Annotated in this window: 17 protein-coding genes; 7 read left to right on the top strand and 10 right to left on the bottom strand. The window is 45.8% G+C overall.

What is annotated here, in order from left to right:
- Positions 1 to 67: 67 nt before the first annotated feature.
- The 6 genes from AC1DP6_RS29205 to AC1DP6_RS29180 all read right to left on the bottom strand — a co-directional run bounded on the left by AC1DP6_RS29205 (position 68) and on the right by AC1DP6_RS29180 (position 9,383).
- Entirely contained in the window at positions 68 to 1,240 is a 1,173-nt protein-coding gene (locus tag AC1DP6_RS29205; protein WP_477058043.1) for a redoxin domain-containing protein, read from the bottom strand.
- Positions 1,241 to 1,268: 28 nt separating this feature from the next.
- Positions 1,269 to 2,471, bottom strand: coding sequence for a redoxin domain-containing protein (locus AC1DP6_RS29200; RefSeq protein ID WP_477058042.1), 1,203 nt, complete (start codon positions 2,469 to 2,471; stop codon positions 1,269 to 1,271).
- Positions 2,472 to 2,501: 30 nt separating this feature from the next.
- Positions 2,502 to 3,887, bottom strand: coding sequence for a RagB/SusD family nutrient uptake outer membrane protein (locus AC1DP6_RS29195; protein WP_477058041.1), 1,386 nt, complete (start codon positions 3,885 to 3,887; stop codon positions 2,502 to 2,504).
- Positions 3,888 to 3,907: 20 nt separating this feature from the next.
- Positions 3,908 to 7,396 (bottom strand): SusC/RagA family TonB-linked outer membrane protein, encoded by a 3,489-nt coding sequence (locus AC1DP6_RS29190; protein WP_477058040.1) that lies wholly within the window; start codon positions 7,394 to 7,396, stop codon positions 3,908 to 3,910.
- Positions 7,397 to 7,811: 415 nt separating this feature from the next.
- Complete coding sequence (locus AC1DP6_RS29185; RefSeq protein ID WP_477058039.1) at positions 7,812 to 8,768, bottom strand: FecR family protein; 957 nt, start codon at positions 8,766 to 8,768, stop codon at positions 7,812 to 7,814.
- A 69-nt stretch (positions 8,769 to 8,837) separates the two neighbouring features.
- Positions 8,838 to 9,383: an RNA polymerase sigma factor gene (locus AC1DP6_RS29180; protein ID WP_477058044.1), complete on the bottom strand. Its 546-nt coding sequence runs from the start codon at positions 9,381 to 9,383 to the stop codon at positions 8,838 to 8,840.
- A 135-nt stretch (positions 9,384 to 9,518) separates the two neighbouring features.
- Here AC1DP6_RS29180 and AC1DP6_RS29175 point away from each other — a divergent pair, with 135 nt between their 5' ends.
- The 3 genes from AC1DP6_RS29175 (at position 9,519) to AC1DP6_RS29165 (ending at position 12,342) form a co-directional block, all read left to right on the top strand.
- Complete coding sequence (locus AC1DP6_RS29175; RefSeq protein ID WP_477058038.1) at positions 9,519 to 10,511, top strand: YncE family protein; 993 nt, start codon at positions 9,519 to 9,521, stop codon at positions 10,509 to 10,511.
- A gap of 171 nt (positions 10,512 to 10,682) precedes the next feature.
- Positions 10,683 to 11,483 (top strand): alpha/beta fold hydrolase, encoded by an 801-nt coding sequence (locus tag AC1DP6_RS29170; RefSeq protein WP_477058037.1) that lies wholly within the window; start codon positions 10,683 to 10,685, stop codon positions 11,481 to 11,483.
- Between the two features lie 25 nt (positions 11,484 to 11,508).
- Positions 11,509 to 12,342, top strand: coding sequence for a hypothetical protein (locus tag AC1DP6_RS29165; protein WP_477058036.1), 834 nt, complete (start codon positions 11,509 to 11,511; stop codon positions 12,340 to 12,342).
- A 2-nt stretch (positions 12,343 to 12,344) separates the two neighbouring features.
- Here the strand turns inward: AC1DP6_RS29165 and AC1DP6_RS29160 are convergent, their stop codons facing one another.
- From AC1DP6_RS29160 to AC1DP6_RS29145, 4 genes are read right to left on the bottom strand one after another with little or no spacing between them, the layout of a single operon-like run.
- Positions 12,345 to 13,451, bottom strand: a complete 1,107-nt coding sequence (locus AC1DP6_RS29160; protein ID WP_477058035.1) for a sensor histidine kinase — start codon at positions 13,449 to 13,451, stop codon at positions 12,345 to 12,347.
- A gap of 3 nt (positions 13,452 to 13,454) precedes the next feature.
- Entirely contained in the window at positions 13,455 to 14,006 is a 552-nt protein-coding gene (locus AC1DP6_RS29155; RefSeq protein WP_477058034.1) for a chemotaxis protein CheB, read from the bottom strand.
- Between the two features lie 33 nt (positions 14,007 to 14,039).
- The gene (locus AC1DP6_RS29150; protein WP_477058033.1) at positions 14,040 to 14,861 is read right to left on the bottom strand and encodes a CheR family methyltransferase; all 822 of its coding nucleotides are present in this window, start codon (positions 14,859 to 14,861) and stop codon (positions 14,040 to 14,042) included.
- Positions 14,862 to 14,868: 7 nt separating this feature from the next.
- The gene (locus AC1DP6_RS29145) at positions 14,869 to 18,252 is read right to left on the bottom strand and encodes a response regulator (protein ID WP_477058032.1); all 3,384 of its coding nucleotides are present in this window, start codon (positions 18,250 to 18,252) and stop codon (positions 14,869 to 14,871) included.
- Between the two features lie 332 nt (positions 18,253 to 18,584).
- Here AC1DP6_RS29145 and AC1DP6_RS29140 point away from each other — a divergent pair, with 332 nt between their 5' ends.
- From AC1DP6_RS29140 to AC1DP6_RS29125, 4 genes are read left to right on the top strand one after another with little or no spacing between them, the layout of a single operon-like run.
- On the top strand, positions 18,585 to 18,962 hold the full coding sequence (locus tag AC1DP6_RS29140; RefSeq protein WP_441574119.1) for a response regulator: 378 nt from the start codon (positions 18,585 to 18,587) through the stop codon (positions 18,960 to 18,962).
- Between the two features lie 7 nt (positions 18,963 to 18,969).
- Positions 18,970 to 20,121: a HEAT repeat domain-containing protein gene (locus AC1DP6_RS29135; protein ID WP_477058031.1), complete on the top strand. Its 1,152-nt coding sequence runs from the start codon at positions 18,970 to 18,972 to the stop codon at positions 20,119 to 20,121.
- Positions 20,121 to 21,551: a glycosyltransferase family 2 protein gene (locus AC1DP6_RS29130; RefSeq protein WP_477058030.1), complete on the top strand. Its 1,431-nt coding sequence runs from the start codon at positions 20,121 to 20,123 to the stop codon at positions 21,549 to 21,551. Before AC1DP6_RS29135 ends, AC1DP6_RS29130 begins: the two co-directional genes overlap by 1 nt.
- A 15-nt stretch (positions 21,552 to 21,566) precedes the next feature.
- Entirely contained in the window at positions 21,567 to 23,045 is a 1,479-nt protein-coding gene (locus AC1DP6_RS29125; protein WP_477058029.1) for a glycosyltransferase family 2 protein, read from the top strand.
- Positions 23,046 to 23,050 lie beyond the last annotated feature (5 nt).

The raw sequence follows: 23,050 nt of genomic DNA, 5'->3' as shown, positions 1-23,050 counted from the left end.
TGCTACAGCAGATTAACAACAGTGTCCATACTTTTTTCATAACATCTAACATTACAGGTGATTCTATTTACTTACCAAAAATTTCTGCCAGCTTCTGTGTCAGCTCTTCTCCACGCAGGTCTACGGCTACAATTTTCCCTTCTTTATCAATTAAAAAATTGCTGGGAACGGCGCGGATGTTGTATTCTTTTGCCACGTCATTTTTCCAGCCTTTGAGATCACTGACGTGTGCCCATTCCAGTCCATCGTCTTTAATAGCTTTCAGCCAGGCATCTTTTTTATCATCCAGTGATACACCGAGGATCTCTAACCCTTTGCTGTGGTACTTTTCGTAGTTGTCCAGCACATTGGGATTTTCTGCACGGCAAGGACCACACCAGCTGGCCCAGAAGTCCAGCAACACATATTTACCGCGATAGTCAGATAGTTTAACTGCTTTACCAGCGGTATTGTTCTGCGTAAAATCCATGGCTACGGCGCCTATACCTGTTTTCTTTGCAATGGCTTCCGCGTTGGCCATATCGATTCTCTTTTGTTTAGCTTCTGCCAGCCAGGGGTATTCTTTTGATAAGCGCGTTATTTCAGACAGTATCAGGGCTTTATCCTTGATGGGATGCAGGAAATCCAGCGCATACATCAGTACCGGTGTATGCTGATTCATTTTCACCAGCAATTTAATACGTTCCCCCATATCATTAAACAACCAGTTGAACTGCTCACCCAGGGCCCGTTCCAGCGCAGTATCTTTTGCCAGGGAAGCTTTGTATTGCAACTGTCCAACTTCAATCATGTTCTGATAGTTGCGGTGATTGATAAAATTCACCTCATTGATCAGGTCATTTTCCTTGCTGCCTTCAATAAACACGTAAGGCGGATTCTTTATTTTCATTACCGCGGTGTCTTCGCCCCGGAAATCAATTTTCAGGTTGTCTTTACCCGCCCAGATGGTGAGCCTGTCTTCTTCAAACTCGTTGAGGATATAGAACTGCGGGCGGGTAGCGTCTATTTTAATACTATAGGTACCATCTGCTTTCAGGTGAATGGTATCTATGGTTACGCGGTCGTCGCCCACCTGTTTCTGTACACGGAAGGGGAATTTTCCCTGTTGTTCTGCCGAAGGCGGAAACTTAATTTTACCGTTCACCGTAATGAACTTCTTTGCCTGCTGTGCGGAGGCGGAGGAGGTAATCCCCGCCACCAGCAATAGCATACCAGCGATGTTGTTTTGGTACTTATTCATTTGAAAGTGTATGTTTTAAAAAGATGAATTATTGTATGGGCACCATCGGCATGGCTTCTATCACCTTGCCTTCTTCTTTCGCTGGTTTTTCATTGGTCTTTACTTTGCCGCCAAAAAGCGCTGCCAGCTTCTTTTCTATTTCGCCGCTGCCATCCGGATTAAAGCCTACTTCCTTCATCAGGATAGTGCCTTCGGGGCTGATCAGGTAAGTAGTGGGTACTCCTGTGATCGCGAAACCGCTACCTGCAATATTGATATTATCCAATGCCTGTTTCCATGGATTGTTTTCCTGTGCCACTGCTTTCAGCCAGTCGGCTTTGCTTTTATCGATGGAGATGCTGTAGATCTCGAAGTTCTGATCTTTGTACTGTTGGTACACCTCACGCATATGCGGAAACGACTGCCGGCAGGGACTGCACCAGCTGGCCCAGAAGTCTATCAGTATATATTTTCCTTTGAAATTGTTGAAAGCGAGCGACTGACCTTTTTCATCGGGCAGGGTAAAATCATTTACCTTTTTGCCTACAGCTGAATTCCTGATCCCTTGTGTAAACTGCTGAAATTCTTTGGCTTCCTTTGTTTTTTTCATTTCGGGAGATAAACCAGCGCATAGTCGTTCCTGTTGCTCCGGACTCATCATCTCCCTTGCCTCTCCTAAACTGAATACTGCCGCATAGGAGTTGGGATGATCCTTTATCAGTTTTTGCAGTAATGGAACCAGGTATTGCTGCTGCAGGGCTTTTTGTTTTACTTCAAATGCTGCGTAGTGCGGATCTGTTTCCTCCATCCATGGCTTACCATATTCTTTCTTCAGCTCGGCAGTTATGCTATTCCATGCAGCAGATTTTTGTTTACCATAAGCCTGCAATACTTCTACTGCCTCGGAGCCTTTTACAACAGAAGCGCTCATTCCTTTTGCCACATCGGTGGTGACGGTATAGGTAACCGGTTTATCCATCAGGATTCCAAAGGGAGAATACATTTGTCGCTCAGCCAGCACATATTCCGGAACCAGCATGAGATACACCGGCTCTGTGAAAGGAATATGAAGCGTGTAATGACCGTTGTCTATGACAGCAGAATCAGAATAGGTACGTGAGTAGATATACATTTTGTTATGTCCTTTCAGATCCCCCGTAATGGTTCCCTGCAGTACAATCTGTTGCTGGGTTTGGGCATAGCTGCCGATACAGATCATAGTTCCTGAAATGACGGCGATGATTTTTTTCATTTGCATTTATTTGAGTTTCCCGTATGATAATTAATAGCCTGTATTTTGTTTGATCAGGCCTTTTGTAATATCTATTTCGTGCTGCGGTATGGGCCACGCATAGCGGTTGGCTGGCAATTGCGGATTAGGTGCGTTGTTGCTGCGGATGGCATCAAAGCGGGCAAACCCTTCAAAGGCCAGCTCCCAGCGGCGTTCCTGTAAGATCCTGGTCACCAATGCTGCCGGTGTGGCAAAGTCGGCGGTAGTATATACTTTTGGCACTCCCTTTTTCGTATAGGCGCGGGCATATACCGTATTCAGTAAATCAATGGAAGCGCTGTTCACTCCTTTGGTTTGCGCCAGGGCCTCCGCCAGTGTGAGCATCACTTCCGGTAAACGGATCAGGGGCACGTTGTCACGGATGTTCTGATCCGTAAACTTGCGCATTACCGGGTGATGATACAGCATCAGGCTATCCCTGCGCTCATCACCGGCAGTATAGGTATTCAGAAAATCCGGGAGCGGGTTGCTGAAGCCATATACATAGTAAATGCCATTGTTATCATTTGGCCGTGCAGTTTTGTTGAAACTTTCCGGCAGGGCAAACAACATTTCACTGTTCAGCGGATAGCTTCCTGCGCTGGTAGTATAATTATCCGGCCACAGGTCCCAGAAGGCGGGTTGCAGATGATATGTATTGGTACTCATGACTGCCTGTGCATATACTGCCGCTTTATCGTATGCCTGGCTATACAAACAAACCCTGGCCGCCAGGGCGTTTGCAGCCCCTCTGGTAGCCCTGCTACCCTGACTGAGTGCATCACCCCGGGTGACCGGCAGGTCGGGAATAGCTGCATCCAGGTCTTTCAGTATCTGTGTATAAACGTCTCCATTAGTGGCCCTCGCTACATCCTGAGAACCATCGTATCCGTCAAAGGGTTCCAGTCGCAACGGCACGCCCATATTGCCGGATTTTCCCTGTAATGCACCATCACCGTAGAGCCGTAGCAAGGCCATATAGCAATAGGCGCGTATAAACTTCGCTTCCGCAATGAATATGGCTTGTTTGCTTTTATCGAACTTCGCATATTTGGGCAACTGGGAAATGATCACATTGCACTGGTTAATGGCCGCATAAGGCTTGGACCAGATGGCTGCATATCGATCATCGCGTGGGTCCATGGTGCCTTTGATGATATTCTGATCGAAGGTACTTGTGATACCTGCGGTCTCATCTCCCACCAGGTAATTGTCTCCTGCCACAGCATCCATCAAGGCCAGGTAAGTGCTGCCGAGGTAGCTTTCCGTAGTTTGTTCATTTTTCAATAACTCCGATTCTACCATGGTGCCTTCCGGCTTCAGGTCCAGTTGTTTGTTGCAGGCGCTCATCACCAGCAACAACGTAAACAGGCTTATATGGTATTTGTATTTTTTCATATCCAGCTCAGTTTATAATGTTAGAAAGATGCCTTAATACCTACTCTCCAGGTACGTGGAGAAGGCATGGTGAGTTCATCAAATCCCATGTTCAATGCAGAGGAGCCGTATGCACTCACTTCCGGATCCAGCCCCGAATACTTCGTCAGGATAAAGAGATTGTTTACTTCTGCATACAATTTCAATGCGGTAAATATTCTGGCGCCTTTCAGTTGCTGGTCATTGAAATTGTACCCCAGCAAGAGGCTACGCAGTTTTACAAAAGAAGCATCTTCCAGGAAGCGGGAGCTTTTCCGGTCCAACGTATAGTCGTACGAGGTACCAAAGCCCACCTGTGAATAGTTGGATCCATTGATCAATGCGGGAATATCCGTTTTCTGACCGGGCGTTTTCCAGTAGTTCACCAAATCCGAAGAGAGGTTGTATACATTATTGGCAAAAGAAGAACTTCCCAGGTAGCTATACATGGCTGCTTTGGCACCGTTGTACATTTTATTACCGGCGGAGAAAGAGAAGAAACAGTTCAGCTCAAATCCTTTCCAGGTAAATGTATTGCCTAATCCTCCAAAAACAACGGGCATGGCATCTCCCATGTATTTCCGGTTTACATAGGGTGCATCCGGATATTGTTTTTGTATAGGTACTTCAGATACCTTACCGCTGTTATCTGACCATTGTGGCTGTCCGTTGCTGGCATTCACACCGGCCCAGTCATATAAATAAAAAGCGGTAGCAGAATGTCCTACGCGCCAGAAGCGGCCACCGGTGGTTTCATTTTCTGCGGCCAGCTGTTCTTCATCAATCTGATGCAAACGGGTCACGGTATTGCGGTTGCCGGAAATATTGAAAGTGGTATTCCAGTGAAAATCTTTCGTCGCCATATTCTGGCTGTTGATACTAAACTCAATGCCTTTATTGGTGAGGTCTGCACGGTTTTGCTGCTGCAGATCGAAGCCCATGAAATAAGGCAGGGCAGACTGCAGGATGGCATTGGATGTTTGACGGCGATAGTAATCGACTGATCCACTGATCCGTCCCTTCCATAAGCTATAGTCGGCGCCGATGTTCCAGGTGGTGGTGCGTTCCCATTGTAGGTTGGGATTAGCGGGTTGCTGATTGTCGATCGTAGGGGTGTTACCGTAAGTAGCACCATATACATTGATCACATACTGACCCTGGTTACCGTAGTAGCCGTTGCCACCGTCATTACCGGTAAACCCTACACTGGCGCGTAATTTCAGTTGTTCAACAGCTCTGCTCCCTTTCAGGAAGCTTTCTTCACTGAGTGCCCATCCTGCTGCAAAGGAAGGGAAGCCTACATAGCGGTGATTGGCGGAGAACCGGGAAGACCCATCCAGGCGGTAGGTAATGCCGGCCATGTATCTATGTTTATATTCATAATTCAGTCGGCTCATGAAAGATACCTGTGCCCACTGCTGTTGCAGAGAGTTCTGTACTCTTTTGTCTTTGGCAGTAAGAATACTGAGCATGTCATCGTTCAGGAAACCTTTGCCGCTTACGCTGTTGGTATTTTCTACCGACTTCTCGAAGCTTTGTCCCAGCATGGCACTCACTGCATGTCCATTTCCTATGACCTTATTGATATCAAGGCGGTTGTTGATGACCCATTTACGGAGTTGTTGTTGCGTTTCGGTAGCGGAGCCGCCAATTGTCTGAGGGCGGTCAATGATACGGTCATAAGCACGGGAGCTGATCCAGTCTATTCCTACATCGGAGTGTGCGCTTAACCAGGGCAATAGTTTGAGATCGGCAAAAACATTGCCCAGCACGAGGTTATCAGTATTATAATTTTTACCTGAACGGGCCTCTCCTACCGGGTTCGACACCTCCTCCGGGCCGGTAGGGTTGTTACCATACAACCAGTTGTATTTGCCGGTGCTGTCGTATATGCCGATGTTGGGTGCTTTCTGAATAGCAGAGCGATATACATTCTGCGCACTAAGTGAGTTATTGGTGGTTTGATTCAACGTCATGCTCACACCTATTTTCAGGGATTTGCTCATCTGGTTATCAAAGTTCACGCGGCCCTGGTAGCGGGTAAGGTCGTTGTTAATAATATAAGCCTGTTCTTTATTATAGCCGAGACTCACGTAGTAGTTGGACTTGTCCGTTCCTCCGCTCATCGACACTACTGCATTGTTGCCATAGGCATTGCGGACCACTTCGTTGAGCCAGTTGGTGCCGTTACCTTTAGAAAAGTTATAATTAAGGGGAGTGTACCAGTTACCGGAGGTTGCCTTGCCGATAGAATCTTTTTGCCGGAACAGTTCTGTATAAAAATCGGCGTATTGATCACCGGTCATTATTGAGGGCAGTTCCCTTGGTTTACTCAGTGAAGTACTCACCTGTACGTCTACACGCATTTTTCCTTTCGCTCCTTTTTTGGTAGTGATCAGGATGACGCCGGCGGAGCCGCGGGAGCCGTATATGGCAGTAGAATAGGCGTCTTTCAATACTTCCACAGATTCAATGTCATCCGGATTGAGGGTGGCGAGTGGATTTTTTTCAAAGGTGGTAGGTTGCCGGTATTCATTTACTACCTGGTTGCCGCCATAAGCGAATCCGGGGGAGTTACCTTTATTATAGTCTACTGTATTCAGGTTGGGATCAATCCCATAAATGGGTACGCCGTCCACCACTATCAACGGGGAGTTACCATTGGTATTGAGGGTGCTGATACCCCGGATGGTGATGTTGGAAGCGGCTCCCGGCACGCCGCTGGAGGGGGCGATGAATACGCCGGGGAGTTTACCGATCATGGCCTGATCAATGGTCAGCGGCATTTGTCCGGATTCCTTGCTGGCTTCGTAGGTAGCCACCGCTCCCAACAGGCTGCGTCTTTCCTGCACGCCATAACCAATAACTACGGCCTCGGTTAAACGCGATGCAGCGATAAATAAATTCACGGTGGCTGATGTCACCACTCCTGGTAATACTTTCACCGCCTTCAGTTCTTCTGCACCGTAGCCGATGGAGGTAAAAGTGAGGTGATAGGTGCCGGCGGGCAATGATATTTCAAAGCCACCTTCTATATTGGTGACCGCATAATATTTTGTTCCGGCAACTTTCACGGTAACGCCTGGCACTGGCGGTCCCTGTTCACCTTCTTTGACAACACCTTTTATTTTACCGGGACCGGTTTGTTGCAAATTAACGATAGGCGGTGCTGCCTGTTTCACGATCAACAGTACACCGTTTTTTTCTACATACTTCAGTGGCGTATTTTCCAGCAGGGCCTGTAATACCTTTTCCAGCCGCTCGTTTACAAATTTTAATTTCTTCACCTGGTAGCGTACCAATTCCTGGTTATCATAACCAAAAGAAAGGTGGTAACCCGATTCCAGTTTTTTAACACACGATGCGAGTGATTCGTTCTCAAATTTCTCTGTCACCCTGACTTGCTGTAACGGTTGGCTGTACCCGTTATTAGCATACAGGAGGGTAATACCTCCCAGTATAAAAACAGTGACCATTACGCTCCATCTCATAAGACCTGGTATAAAAGTTAGCGTAAGCGATTTTTGCATATATTTGGTTGATTTTAGTGTTAACTAAATGCATATAACAGTCATCAAGCGTGTCTGCAAATCACTGCCTGACTGTTGTATAACTTTCTAAAACCGTGTCTGCTCCAACAGATGCGGTTTTTTTTAGCTGTTAGCTTTTAGCAAATGCAGCGAAGACCAACATATGATTATCTCCGCTGCATTTGCTAAAAGCTAACAGCTAAAAGGGTATAGCTATCGCAGGGATGGCTTCCATGTCCATCCTATTTATTTTGGTTGCATCCTCCTTGTATGCGGATTTTAGCTGTTAGTCTTTAGCAATTAGCTGTTGGCAAATGCAGCGAAGACCAACATATGATTATCTCCGCTGCATTTGCTAAAAGCTAACAGCTAATGGCTAAAAGCTTTTGCGGTGTATCGTAATGTCTTTTTCCTTTATATCATATTGTACAGGATGTATGCTGCTTACCAGGTCCAGGACCTGCGTAATGGTTAGTTCTTTGCTGCATCGCAGTGTATATTCGTCCTGTTTCATTTCTGCCGGATTAAACCGGATATGTACACCATATTGATTTTCCAGTGTGAGGGCCAGTTCTGCGAAACCTACCTGCGAAAGGCTGATCATACCGTTGGCCCATTCATTGATCTGTTGGTTGTCTGCTTTTGATTTCATGTATTGCTGCGCCGACCGGCTGAATATGAGCTGGTCGTTGGCACTGAGTACATCGAGCCCTTTTTGTGCGTGCAGCACCTTCACCATGCCTGTTTTCACGGTTACCTGTGTTTCATCCAGGGTGCTGTAAGCCTTTACGTCAAAGGAGGTACCGAGTACCTGCACATTCAGTTCGACGGTATGCACTTCAAACGGATGTTGCTCGTCCTGTTTTATGTCAAAGAATCCTTCTCCATCCAGTTTCACGGTACGCACGTTGCCAAACTCCTGCGGATATTCCATTCTGGCGCCTGCGTTGAGCCATACACGGGAGCTGTCGGGCAATACGAGTTCCTGTTGTTGCCCGGTGGCCACCTGCACAATGATCATTTTATGGCGGGGCTGCCAGGTGCTCAGAAACCACCAGCTGCACGCCCCTACAACTCCGGCCAGTACAGCCGCAGCGATCTGCCAGCGGTACCGCATCCGTACTACGGGTGCTTGTACCGGCTCCAGCTCTGCATGGATATGTTGTAACATATCTGTTTGCAGCTGTTGCTTGTGGGCTTCGTCCCGGAATGTATGCATAGATTGTTCAGACTGGTTTTCATACCAGTCCTGCAGCCATTGCAGTTCTTGTGGAGTACAGGTTCCGGTTTCAAGCCGCTGGAGGATCTTTGCTATTTTATCTTGAGCATCCACGCTTTAACCATTTGTAGTAGTAAAGACACCTGTGTAAAAAGGTGGTACTATAGGGTGAGAAAATATTTTTTATTTGTAGTGCTTTAGTTTGTCTTTCAGTCGTTTCAGTGCGGTAGTCAGCTGATTTTTTACTGTTTGACCGGAGATGCCCAACCGGGTGGCTGTTTCTTGAACCGATAGTCCGTCACGCCGGCTCAACAGGTATACTTCCTGCATTTTCTCAGGCATATCGGCGATTGTAGCGGCAATGACCGCCTGTATTTCCGTCAAAAAAAGGTGGTCATCTGCCGAAGGCAAAACAGGCATTGGAAAATCTGCAAAAACATCCAGGTGTTTCTGGTAGTTGTGGTGATAGCGGAGATGATTGAGCACACGGTATTTGAGCGAAATAAAAAGGTAGGCATCCAGCTGCTGCCGGATCACGATATCCTTTCTCTTATGCCAAAGGGCCACAAACACTTCCTGCAAACAATCTTTTGCGTCTGCATCATTCTGCAGTCTGGCGTAAGCTGCGATGTACAATTTCTCCCAGTAACGGTGATATAATTCATCAAAAGCAGCTTTATCATCCAGCAATTGCATACGTTCCAGCAGCGCGGTATCCGGCAAGTGCATCAATCACCAAAAGGTTTAAACGTAAATATATAGAAAAGCGGTTCAAAAAAGCAAGGGGTATTTAGTGTTAGGTAAAAAGACTACAGGTTGTCTCCAGAATCAAACACGAGTTTTGCCGCATAATAATTCACTGCTATGAAACAGATATTGACTACTCTTTTTTTCCTGTCCTCCGCCGCTGTGATGGCGCAATCCGAATATCATGTCAGCCGGACCTTCAAGGTCGGTGGCGACGGCAAATGGGATTACATTTCCCTGAATCCGGTCAATGGGCAATTATATGCGGCCCATGGTACTGCTGTAAATATCCTCGATAAAAAAACCGGCGACAGCACCGGCATGATTGCCAACACCACCGGGGTACATGGCGTTGCTTTTGCGGAAAAATTCCGGAAAGGATATACCACAAATGGTAAACTGAATACCTCCACAGTATTTGATATTCAAACCAACCAGGTGCTGGGAGAAATCAAAACCGGGGCTAAGCCCGATGCTATTCTGTTTGATCCTTTTTCTCAGAAAATCATTATTTGTAATGGCAACAGTGCAAATCTCACTGTCATTGACCCTGGTAATGACCAGGTAGTGGCTACCGTAGCGCTGGGCGGCAGCCCTGAAACAGCGGTTACGGATGGTAAGGGAAATATTTATGTTAACCTGGAAGATAAAAGCGAAGTGGTGAAAGTAGATGCCCATACTTTTACTGCCGGCCCGCATTGGTCGCTGGGCAAAGGAGAAGCGCCTACCGGTTTGGCGATAGACGTGGCTACCCACCGCTTATTTTCCGGTTGCGATAATAAGGTGCTGGTAGTACTCAATGCCGACAACGGAAAAATTGTGGCCACGCTGCCTATTGGCGACGGCTGCGATGGCGTGGCATTTGATGCAGCGGAGAAAATCATTTTTGCGGCCAACGGCGAAGGTACCTTATCCGTTATACAGGAAACCAGCGCCGATAAATATCTCTCCCAAGCAACCATACCTACCCGTAAAGGCGCCAGAACACTGGTGCAGGATCCACAAACACATCATGTGTACCTGCCCGTAGCTGATTTTTTACCTGCAGCAGGTGAAACCAAGGCCACTATTGCTCCCGGCACATTTAAAGTGCTGGAGGTTAGTAAGTAGTTGGTTCGAAGGAATTACTTATATTTGAAAATGTGACTTCCCGAAGGGAGGAAAGCCCAAATAAAGCGGACTAAACCGAAATAGCGCACCCCTATCCGGATTAGTCCGCCTTCTCAAATAACCTGGTTGTTAGCGGCTATAGTTCATCATTTTCAAATATTAATTGTTGTTATGGACATTATTCAGAGAAATAATATTCACGTGGTTGGTAACCAGGATGCCCTACAAACCCTCCTATTTTCCCATGGATTTGGAATAGACCAGACCTCCTTTTCAAAAGTTATCCCAGCCTTCGAAAAAGATTACCAGATTGTATTATTTGATAATGTTGGCGGCGGTAAAGCCCAGATGAAAGCGTACAGTCCTAAACGTTATGAGTCTGTAAACGGTTACGCTACAGATATAGCCGATATTATCCAGGCACTGGAAGTAAAAAATGTCACTTTTATTGGCCATTCGGTAAGTGGTATGACTGGTCTGCTGGCCAGCAACCATTATCCTGGCATGATAGAACGCCTCATACTGCTGGGTTCCAGTCCCCGTTACCAGAACGATCCTAAAGATGGTTATATAGGTGGATTTGATAATCATGCGCTGACCAGTCTTTTTGAAGCCATGGAAGGAAATTACCATGCCTGGGCAAGTGGTTTTTCTAAACTGGCCATGCGAAATGAAGACAGACCGGAATTAGCCGCTGCTTTTGCGGAATCACTTCAGGCGATACGGCCGGACGTAGCCATACAGGTTGCAAAGGCCATCTTTTATATGGATCACCGGGATGCTTTGCCCAAAGTCACCATTCCTACCCTGGTGGTACAAACAGAGAATGATATTGCGGTACCTGCCATCGTCAGCGAATACCTGGAAGCCAACATACCCAACAGCCGGCGGACGAAAGTAAAAACCCACGGACATTTTCCGCATATCAGTGCACCGGAAGAAGTTATTGCTGCCATACGATCATTTCTGTAATTATTTCATACTTCAATTTCATACTGTGAGTACCTGGGAGCGTAAAGCATTAAATTTTATCAACCAAACGAGTCGCTGGGATAAGGACAAACATATTTCCTCTTTTCTTGCCTTCAGTATTTCTCTTGTAAAAAATCTTACAGAGGCGGATATTGCCCTGCAGCTTGAATTTGAAGATGAGGAAACAGCGAAGGTGAAATGTGCATCGCCCGTGCATTTGAATGATATGGTATTAAACCCGGAGCCTATAAAAAAGCTGTTGTATACACAGGGGTTTAAAACTATTTACTGGCGCGACATTCCGCCGCCAAAGGAAAATGTGTTACAGGAAATATTACAGGCTTTTTCCTCTGCTATCATTATTCCCATTAATACAACGCCCAACAACAGTCTGCTGATACTGGGCTGGAGTGCGCCCCAGCAGTTTAATAATGACTTCCTGGAATGCATAGAAACTATCCGTTTACGCCTGAAGGAAATACTGCTGCATTCTCAGCAGCAACTATACTTTCAGCGCGTAGCCATCCGTTTTGCAGCAATACTGCATACCATCCCGTATGCATTGGTGTTCATTAACAATGATGGATTTTCCGGATGGGTAAACCAGGAAGGGGCAACCCTGCTGGGACTTTCAGGACCGGGAGAACAATTACCAGCTATTCTTTCTGATGCGATGATGCAACTCCGGAATAAGGCATTGAATATAGACGACATCTATAAAGAAGCAGTAATGCTGTTTTCTTCTCCCGAAAATTCTATTACCAACTGGATATGGAAGCTGGAACATAAAATATTAAAGGTATCCTGTTTACCCGTTACCACGCAACAGATCAGTGGCCGGCTGTGGATATTTGAATAATACTAATACCGCTGCCTCCACAGGAAATAAAAAGTACTACCCTCTCCAGGCTGAGATTCGACCCATACCTTGCCCCCCTGCTCTTCTACCAGCAGCTTGAAGATATTCAAACCGATCCCGGTGCCATCGCCCTTACCATCATTATCCAGTCTTTCAAACAACTTGAATATGCGGTCCGTATCACGTTTGGCCACACCAGGACCATTATCTTTTACATAAAATTCATAAAACTCACCTTTGTCGGTGCCTCCAATCGTAATGACTCCTTCTTTCTTATCATTGTACTTGATGGCATTGGAAATAAGGTTTTGAAAAACCTGTTGCAGTTTTAGTTTGTTGGTTTCCAGCACCGGCAGCTTATCAACGGTTTCGATGCCGATATGTGCCGGTGGAAATAACAAGTGCGACAATTGTGCGATCAGTTCGTGTACATCTACGTCTTCAATGGTTTGTTCCATTTCACTTTGCCGGGTATAATCCAGCATAGAAGTAATCATTTCTGTCAGGTGGTTAGTTGCCCCTAATACAATCGTCATGTATTCTTTCAGGTCAGGGGCGCTCTGGATACGCTCATCTTCATTGATGAGTGCCAGCAGGCCGATTGCACCGGACAAAGGAGATTTGAGGTCGTGAGCTACTACATACATAAAACGCTCCAGTTGCTTGTTGACCTTTTCTTTTTCCACCATGGCTTCCTTCAGCTCCTGCTGATACAGGTATAGTTTTTCAAACACGCTGACTTTGGCCCGGGTGATATTTATATCCAGTGGCTTTGAAAGGTAGTCTACTGCACCTTCTTCAAAGCCCCGCATCACATACTGTTCCTCTTTGTTGATAGCCGTAACAAAAATGATGGAGATATCTTTTGTTTTGGGATTTGCCTGTAATAACCGCGCCACTTCATAACCATCCATATCGGGCATTTGTACATCGAGCATAATTAATCCGATATCATTGTGACGCAGGACTGTTTTTAATGCTTCATTACCGGATGTGGCCTTCAGGATTTCGCGGTTATCTCCTTCCAGCATGTGTTCCAGGGATACCAGGTTTTCCGCTTTATCATCTACTAGCAGGATGGTAAACGTCTTCGGTTTGTGCTGCTTCATTTGTCAACTTTTATTTGCTGTGCTTATTTGTCTTAAATAATGAATGATGTCATTTACCGGCATCGGTTGTACGCCGGAGCAAAGGTCCATAGCCGCCTGGGGCATCATACTAAACTCAGCTGTAAGCGGGTCCTGTACAATCCCTGTGCCACCGGCAGCAACAATACGGCATAATCCGGCTGCGCCGTCTTTATTGGCGCCGCTGAGTAAAAGTCCCAGCACGGCAGGGCCAAACACACTAGCGGCACTGCTAAAGCTCAGGTCAATAGCAGGGCGACTATAATTTACCGGTTCAGAATAATCGAGGGAAAAGGTACTATCATCTTCTATCAGTAAATGATAGTTTTGCGGAGCCAGGTAAATATTTCCTGGTAATAATGCTTCTTTGTCTTCTGGTTCTACAATGGTTTGTTGTACAGATAACAATCTGTCCAGTTCGCTCTCTACATTTTTTAACCGATGCAGAATGATCACCACAGGTATAAAAAAGGGAGATGGCAACTGATTCAGCAACTCCACCAATACAGGCATACTCCCGGCAGAACCACCGATCATGAGGATACTGTATTTGTGAGAAAGCGTCAATGACTATACTTTGCGTCTGAAAATCTTATTTGAAATGCTCACCGGTTCAAATTTATACCGCTCTTCATTATACAACAATGACTCTTTTATACCTAATGCAAGGTAACCTAACGAAGTTAAGCTTTCATAAAATAATTTAACTACGCGTTCCTGCAGTGTTCTGTTAAAATATATAAAAACATTCCGGCAACAGATGAGTTGAAATTCATTGAATACCTGATCTGTCACCAGATTATGCTGAAAAAAAATAATGTTACGCCGTAAGGCCGGCTGTATAATCGCATTATCATAACCCGCCGTATAATAATTAGAGAAATCATTTATTCCACCAGACTGCATATAATTATAGGTGTAGTCTTTCATGTCTTTCAGGTTGATGACACCGTTTTCTGCCTTCCGGAGATTAGCGGCATTCATATCGGTCGCGTATATACGACATCTGTCCAGCAATCCGGCTTCTTCCAGCAGGATAGCCATAGAATATACTTCTTCACCCGATGCGCAGCCTGCATGCCATATTTTTATGATAGGATAAGATGCCAGTCTTGGTAATACCTGCTCCCGGAGTGTTTTATAGAAAGAGGGGTCCCGGAACATTTCTGTCACATTCACAGTAATATACTGGACCATTTCCTGAAAAAAGCCGTTTTCATTCAGCAACCGGTGCTTTAATTCAAAGACGCTGTCGATATGTGCATAACCTGTAAACCGCATGAAGCGGCGTTTCAACGAAGCGGGGGCATAATCCGTAAAATCATAACCATATCGCTGTTGAATTATCTTCACCAGATCCGTATAATCGCTGTTACTGATGTCTTCTATCATAGGCCTGTTATGATAACCATACCCTTAACAAAGATAGCAGTTTAATGTTATCCACTGGTTTGGCTATATAGTCTGAAGCGCCTGCCTCCATGCATTTCTGGCGATCGCCGGCCATAGCTTTAGCCGTTAATGCGATGACAGGCAATTGTTGAAACCGGGCGTCTGCACGTATACGTCTCATCGCTTCATAGCCATCCATTTCCGGCATCATAATATCCATCAGTACAAGATCCAGGTGTGGATGCTGTTGTAATATATCCAGCGCTTCCCTGCCATCGGCGGCAGTCAATACCTCTATCCCCTGCTCTTCCATCAGGGCACTGATAGAAAAAACATTGCGCATATCATCATCTGCCAGCAACACCTTTTTGCCGGACAATGTATTTTCCATTCCTTCCAGTGGAATATTCCCCACACTTGTTTTCTTCTGTAGTTTGTAGAGAAACAACTCCAGTTCGTCCATCAGGCGGTCAGTAGAATACGAAGAGTTGCGTACGATAGCTGACGCATATTTCTTCAGTTGTTGTTCTTCATTGCTGGTAATATCCTGGTCGAGATATACGATGAGCGGGGTATTGCCCGGTTCCTGTATCTGGGTGAGCGCCTGTAACTGTGCGATGCCCGCATTTAAATCGTAGCCAATTTCTACGATAACGGCATCATATTTTTTCTCTGCCAGTAATGACGATGCCGGGGTGATACCGGTAGCGATATCATATTGTGTTTCCAGGTTTCTTTCGTCACTTTTTGTTTTGAGTGCGGTGTCGGCACTCAACGGTCCTGCGGATACGACTAGCACTTTCTTTAGCCGGGCCTGTATCTGTGAGCTGATGCTGGAGAATACTTCTTCCATATCTTTCAGCTCCAACGGCTTTCTCGTGTAGCCATGAATATTATCTTCTGCGATTCCCTGTATATCGGCGCCCGTTACCACATGAACCAGTATTTTACTTAGCTCCTCGCTGCTTTTCAGGATTTTGAGGATGCTGCGGCCATCAATAACAGGCAGGTTCATATCCAGTATAATGGCTGCCGGCAGGTATTTGCGCGCATAGGCCAATCCATCCTGTCCGTTATGTGCCACAATAGTTTTAAAGCCTTTATTGCGGGCAAAATCCCGGAGTATATCAGCGAAGTAGATATCATCTTCAATGATCAATATCAGTTTATCCTGCTTGCTGATGTTGTGACGGTCGTCGTCTACGTTATCAGCAGGTAAAGCTATGGCGGTGCCGATTTCCGGTGTGGTTACCGCCTGTTCTGTAGCAGATAGTATTTTACCATCCGCAGGAATCACAACAGAGAAAGTGGTGCCGGCCGAAGTACTGCTATCCAGGCGGATCTGGCCATGTAGTAGTAGCATTAATTCCCTGCTGATGCTGAGGCCCAGACCAGTCCCTCCGTATTTGCGGTTGGTAGCGCCATCGCCCTGATGAAAGGCATTAAATACCAGTTCCTGTTTATCGGCAGGTATACCCGGGCCGGTATCGGTAACACTGATACCTACGGCATTGGCATCGCTCTTATACCAGGCAATACTGATAATGCCGCCTGCTGGGGTAAATTTAAAGGAGTTGGACAACAGGTTGCGGATCACCTGTTGCAATCGGAGTTTATCTGTAACGATGGTAGCAGGAACATCCGGCGCAATATTTTTGATAAATTGAATTTTCTTTTCAGCGGAGATTACATCGAAAAGATCAGAGAGGTCGTCCATGATGCTGGTAACGGTTACCTCTTCGAAGTTCATCTCTACTTTACCTGCTTCTATTTTAGATAAGTCAAGTACATCATTGATCAGGTGCAGCAGGTCTGAGCCCGATTTATAAATGATGCCCGCATATTCCATTTGTTTTTCCGTGAGATTTTTACCTTTATTTTCCTGCAACATTTTGGCGAGGATCAATACGCTGTTGAGTGGTGTGCGCAGCTCATGCGACATATTTGCCAGGAACTCTGATTTATAGCGGCTGCTGGCTTCCAGTTCAGCCGCCTTTACGGCAAGAGCGCCCCTGGCGGCTTCCAGCGCTTTATTCTTCTCAATTACTTCCGCATTCACCTGTCGCATTTCCTCTTCCTGTACCCGTAGTTCCTCTTCGGAAGCCTGCAGTACTTCCGACTGCCGGCTGAGTTCTTCGTTCGACTGCCGTAGTTCTTCCTGCTGACTGATTAGGATTTCCTTTTGTTCCTGTACCTGTTGCAATAATAACAATACTTTGCTCCGGGCGTTGGCCGCATTAACGGCCACGGATATATCTTTTTCCAGCAGTTCCAGCAGGTGGAGCTGCAGTGGGGCCACTTCCTTAAAGCTGGCCAGTTCTATCACCCCCAGCAATTCATCTTCTATCCATAGCGGCACCATTATGATAGAGCCAGGAATAGCCCGGCCGCTGGCGGAGCCCAGTTGCCAGTACGTAGCCGGCAGGTCGTGGATCACGTGGATACTCCTGCTATTGGCAGCAGTTCCCAGGAAGCCATCGTTCAAAGCAACAATACCAGGTATAGCTGCCGGCATACTAACTGCCGAAGTTAAACGAAGATCATTATGTACGTCATCATAACAATAAAAGGCACCAGCAGCAAAATTGGCAAAACCAGTTAGGGTCTCGATGCATTTACGTACCAGTTCATCCCGGTTATGGCCTCCCTGCAAGCTGTCATTTATATTATTTACACCGGTGAGCAGCCAGTTTCTTTCATTGGCGGCTGCGTTCAGTTCTACCACTTCATCCAGCTTACTGTTAAGTGCATCCTGAGCTTTTAGTCTTCTTCTGAACTCCGTATATGTAATCCTCATCAGGATAAAGCCTACGAGCAGGATAAAAGCATTATTAAGTAGCAGCGCTTTGACGGCTTTACCGAAAGAATCTTTCTTGACTTCTTCCCGGAGTGCCAGCAGCCGGCGCTCTTCTGCATTTACGGCACCTATTCTCGTCCGTACTTTGTCCATCAGCAGCGTTTCTTTCTCGGTGATGCTGGCGTTATCTTTAAAGCGTTGCGCATCCGCGATGTGATCCAGCTCATTCCAGAAGCTTAACAGGTGGTTCACCTCATCTTCGAGAGAGTCTACATTCTTTACCTGTACCGGATTATCCTCCACCATGGTGCGCAGATCGTTTACTGCCGGCGCTACTTTGGGTAATGCGAGTTCGTATGGCTGCAGGTACCGATGTTCGAATGTGCTGCGAAACCCGCGCCTGGCGGCTTCCATATCAAACAACAGTCGTTGCACCCTTTCCGAATTATTAAGTACGCGGTATGTATGTTGCACCCATCCTGCTTCTTCCGTTTGTGTATCGAACGTGCGCCAGGTTAGAAATCCTCCCAGTATTACAAGTAATACCACAAGGGAAAAGCCAAGGTACAGTCTGTTAACCAGTGAGATCTTCATCGTTGAATGCGAAAAAAAAGGTAATTGTTGTGTTTTGTAAAATTGTTATATTAGGTATAAATGTACCGAAATGCCTTCATATTCAATACCTTTGCAAAACGCAACGTATCTGTTTTGACATTAATTTAAAAAAATTATACCATCTGTGAAAAACCTTATCATCAGCTTTTAAAGTATATATCTACGCAAATAAATTGTTGAGTGATTGCAACAACTAAAAAAAATCATATTCCTGATTTAATGCATACCATAAAAACCAAATTTCATCATACATCCGTACATCTTAAACAATGCGGCACCTGCATTGTTTACCGGATTAAATTCAGCCCACTATGAGTAAAATATTGTTAGTAGAAGATGACGAGATCATGCCGAAGATAGTTGCCAGAATTCTTGCCTCCACTGAATATGAGCTGGACCATGTGTCCAACGGCAAAGAAGCGTTTGAAAAACTGGAGGCCACCAATTACGGCTATGACCTGATCATTACGGACATTATGATGCCATATGCCAACGGGTTTGAAATTCTCAGTAAAGTAAAAAGTCCTGACAGGGAAAAGCCCATTCCTGTTATCATCGTTTCCAATGCAGGTAATGAAGATATGATCATGGAGGGTTTTAAACTGGGCGCCGATGATTTCCTGAAGAAGCCCATCATTCCTGCAGAATTATTGATAAGGGTGAAAAGATTATTAATGAAGACTAAATAGCTGGATATTGGACATACAAGTACCTGTTTTCCTGGAACCAGCCTGGAACCTGTTCCAGGGAGCGCCACTGGCCATACAGCTGGCGATGATATTTATTATAATTGCTGCTGTGATTACGCTAATGGCCTATTTCTCCATTTTAAGAAACCGTTACCGGGGCTATCAGCGTGCAAAAAGACTGGCATCACTCCTACCTAAACTGGATAACCTGATCATTGAGGAGGTACTGGCAAACCCTGATCCACTTGCCAACACCCATCCGGACCGGGTAGAACTGAACCTGGAAGGATTCTGGAAATTACCGCTGCAAAAAAAATGGGCCAGGCAAGCCACCACCGACCGGATCATCCATTTCCGCCGGAATGTGAGAGGCAATGCCGGACATCTTTTGCGGACGCTATACCTGCAACTGGAGTTGGATAAGGATAATATCAAGCAAATGAAATCGTCTAAGTGGGAGCGGAAAGTACGGGCACTGACAGAATTCATCAACATGGATATTCCTATTGCCGACGTATCCATATTACCATTAACGAATAGCCATAACCGTGAGTTGAGGGCAGCAGCCAGACATGCCTATATCAAGCTCAGTAAAAATGAGCCGTTCAAATTTTTTGACGTAGTAACAGATCCCCTGCTGATGTGGGACCAGGTAGAACTGTTCCGCATCATCACCACTACCGAAGATATTGCCATCCCCAATTTTGCGCGATGGATCACCTACTCTTCCAACAAGAGCGTGGTATCCTTCTGTTTAAAGCTCATCATTCACTACAACCAGTTGCCGGCAGTACCGGCCGTAAAAAAGCTGCTGGATACCAAAGACCACTACCTCCGCGCAGATGCGATTAACTGCCTCGGCAAATTGAAAGTGCCTGATGTGGAAGATAAGCTGGTAGCTATTTACAGCAGTCAACCCCTGCATTGCCAGATAGAAATACTGAAAGCGTTGGGACGCATTGGCAGCGGGCAGCACATCGACTTCCTGAAACAGGAATTCCTGCATTCCACCGATTTTGATTTGCGTAAAAGTGCCGCCAAATCCATTGTAAAAAATGAATGGATCGCCGGCCAGGTATTACAGGAACTACTGGATACTGCAGACCCCGAAAATCTGCTTATCCTGAAACATTGTATGAACCCGTTAATCAAATACTGATGAATGGACTTTTAGAAACAGCAGGCAGGCTCTATGAAAACACACTTTTCGTATATGGATTGGTGTTATTGTTCACCTATGCCCTGCTGGCTATCTTATCGATGCTGGCCATCCGCAGGTATGTTAAACGGAACAACGAGCATCAGCTGAATATACTATCCAGCTCCCCCATGGCGCCGGGTATCACCATCCTGGCACCTGCTTTTAATGAAGGCCTTACCATTGTATCCAATGTACGTTCCCTGCTGACGCTCAATTATCCCCGTTACGAGATCATCATCATCAATGATGGCAGCACGGATGATACCATGGAGCAACTGATCAATGAATTTAAAATAGTCCCGGTAGACTTTGCCTATAATGTAAAGATTCTCACCAGGCCGGTACGTAATATATATAAGTCTACCGACCCCGCTTATTCTTCCCTGCTGGTAATAGATAAAATAAACGGAAAAAGTAAAGCAGATGCAGTGAATGCCGGTATCAACGTAGCGACTTTCGACTATTTTGTTTGTACGGACGTGGACTGTATTCTTCATAAAGATACCCTGTTGGAGCTCATCCGGCCGGTAATGCAGGAAGAAAAGAAGCGGGTAATCGCCGTTGGCGCTACGTTGCGTATTGCCAATTCCTCTGAGTTTGACGAAGGTGTGATGACCAGGATGCGGCCACCTAAACAGTTATTACCGCGTTTCCAGGAAGTAGAATATATCCGCTCCTTTGTACTTGGGAAAATGGGCTGGAGCTACATCAACTGTGTACCAAACGTATCCGGCGGACTGGGATTATTTGACAGGGAAGTAGCCACCCGTTGTGGCGGGTACGATCATCTTTCTTTTGGGGAAGATATGGAACTCCTTACCAGGATGTGCCGGTATGCGCACGACAACCGGATTTCCTATGCCGTGCGTTACATTCCTAAAACCCTTTGCTGGACGGAAGCACCGTCCTCCGTTAAAATATTGAGCCGGCAGCGCGTACGCTGGTCGCGGGGACTTGCGCAGTTAATGGCTGCCCACTTCAGCATGTTCCTGAACCCGCGCTACGGCAAAATGGGGTTAATCGTATTTCCATTTAATTTCTTTTTTGAATTACTGGCACCACTGATTGAATTCAGCGGCATTATTGTATACATCATCCTGGCAGCATCTGACAGAATTAACTGGCCATATGCCTTGCTGTTACTGCTTTTCGTGTATACCTATTCCATCATGATCACTACCATTTCTATATTATGGGATCAGCTTTCCTTCCGTTATTATAAAACATGGAGAGAAGTGGCTTATCTCTGTTTCACTCCCTTTATGGAATTTTTGCTGTATCACCCGCTCATTGTGATTAATTCATTGCGTGGTTATTATAATTTCCTGACCGGCAGAAGAAGTACCTGGGGCAATATGCAACGGCAAGGTTTTGGAAAGAAGAAATAAAGAAAAGAGAATCGTATGCTTAGAGCCATTTTTGAAGGAGGCGTGTTTATATATGGTGTTACGCTATTATTCATGTACGCCCTGCTGGCTTACATGTCCTATCGTGGCATTATACGCTTTCGCAAAAAAAACAGTTTTACCAATTATGACCACCTGCTGGATTCCCCACTCACACCGGGTATTTCAGTGATCGCCCCCGCCTTTAATGAAGGTGTTACCATTATCATGAACGTTCGTTCCCTGCTAACGCTGAACTATACACGTTTTGAAGTGATCATTGTAAATGAYGGCAGCACGGACGACACGCTGGAAAAACTGATCCATGAATTTGAACTGGTGCCGGTAGACTTTGCCTATAATGAAAGGATTGTTACCAAACCCGTAAGGCGTCTTTTCAAATCTACCAACACCGCCTACGATAAGCTCCTCGTCATTGATAAAGTGAATGGTAAAAGTAAGGCCGATGCATCCAACGCCGGTATCAATGCCGCTGCGTTTGATTATTTCCTGTGTACCGATGTGGATTGTATTATAGAAAAGGATACGCTCCTGCGCATGATAAAACCATTCATGGATGAAGAGCATAAGCAAACCAAAGAAGTGGGCGAACCTTGCCCGCAATGCGGCTATGTACATGTAGTGGAAGATAGCAGGCAGGTAATTGCTACCGGCGCCACCCTGCGTATCGYCAATTCCACAGAGATAGATGATGGGGTTATTGTACGAGTACGCCCCCCCGAAAAGTTGCTGCCCCGTTTCCAGGAGATGGAATATATCAGGGCCTATGTACTGGGAAAAATGGGCTGGAGTGGTTTGAACAGTGTACCCAACGTATCCGGTGGACTGGGACTATTCGACAAAGAAATTGCAATCAAAGCTGGTGGTTATGACCATTCCTCTTTTGCGGAAGACATGGATATCGTGACCCGCATGTGTGCCTATATGTTAGACAACAAAGTGAAATATGCGATCCGCTATATTCCCACTACACAATGCTGGACAGAGGGGCCGCCCAATATGAAAGTATTTAGCCGGCAGCGGACCCGCTGGGGACGTGGCCTCGCAGAGATCATTACTATTCACCGGAAAATATTTTTTAATCCGCGATATAAAAAACTGGGGCTGGTGGTATTACCTTACAACCTGTTTTTCGAATTCCTCGCGCCGATCATTGAATTTACCGGGATCCTTTACTATATCTACCTGATCATAACCCATCAGGTAAACTGGCAATATGCGATCATCTTATTGCTGTTTGTGTACCTGTATTCAGTGATGATCACCACCCTGGCTATCTGCTGGGATCAGATTACCTATGGCTATTACAAAACCTGGTGGGAAGTAATCGGACTGGCATTCATGGCCTTTTTTGAACCATTGATCTACCATCCGCTGATCGTATTTTTTGCGCTCAGGGGATACTGGTATTTTCTTATTGGTAAAAAAACTGCCTGGGGAAATATGCAAAGACAAGGGTTTGGTAAAAGAAAGTAAACTTA

The sequence above is a fragment of the Chitinophaga sp. 01L420 genome (assembly GCF_056399985.1).
Note: the sequence above shows the minus strand (reverse complement) of the source record. Positions and strands in the feature narration are given on the sequence as shown.

Bases quoted from the DNA above. Each gene is read 5' to 3' on its own strand.
- AC1DP6_RS29205 (WP_477058043.1), bottom strand. From the start codon at position 1,240: ATGAATAAGTACCAAAACAACATCGCTGGTATGCTATTGCTGGTGGCG.
- AC1DP6_RS29200 (WP_477058042.1), bottom strand. From the start codon at position 2,471: ATGAAAAAAATCATCGCCGTCATTTCAGGAACTATGATCTGTATCGGC.
- AC1DP6_RS29195 (WP_477058041.1), bottom strand. From the start codon at position 3,887: ATGAAAAAATACAAATACCATATAAGCCTGTTTACGTTGTTGCTGGTG.
- AC1DP6_RS29190 (WP_477058040.1), bottom strand. From the start codon at position 7,396: ATGAGATGGAGCGTAATGGTCACTGTTTTTATACTGGGAGGTATTACC.
- AC1DP6_RS29180 (WP_477058044.1), bottom strand. From the start codon at position 9,383: ATGCACTTGCCGGATACCGCGCTGCTGGAACGTATGCAATTGCTGGAT.
- AC1DP6_RS29175 (WP_477058038.1), top strand. From the start codon at position 9,519: ATGAAACAGATATTGACTACTCTTTTTTTCCTGTCCTCCGCCGCTGTG.
- AC1DP6_RS29170 (WP_477058037.1), top strand. From the start codon at position 10,683: ATGGACATTATTCAGAGAAATAATATTCACGTGGTTGGTAACCAGGAT.
- AC1DP6_RS29160 (WP_477058035.1), bottom strand. From the start codon at position 13,451: ATGAAGCAGCACAAACCGAAGACGTTTACCATCCTGCTAGTAGATGAT.
- AC1DP6_RS29155 (WP_477058034.1), bottom strand. From the start codon at position 14,006: ATGATCGGTGGTTCTGCCGGGAGTATGCCTGTATTGGTGGAGTTGCTG.
- AC1DP6_RS29150 (WP_477058033.1), bottom strand. From the start codon at position 14,861: ATGATAGAAGACATCAGTAACAGCGATTATACGGATCTGGTGAAGATA.
- AC1DP6_RS29145 (WP_477058032.1), bottom strand. From the start codon at position 18,252: ATGAAGATCTCACTGGTTAACAGACTGTACCTTGGCTTTTCCCTTGTG.
- AC1DP6_RS29140 (WP_441574119.1), top strand. From the start codon at position 18,585: ATGAGTAAAATATTGTTAGTAGAAGATGACGAGATCATGCCGAAGATA.
- AC1DP6_RS29130 (WP_477058030.1), top strand. From the start codon at position 20,121: ATGAATGGACTTTTAGAAACAGCAGGCAGGCTCTATGAAAACACACTT.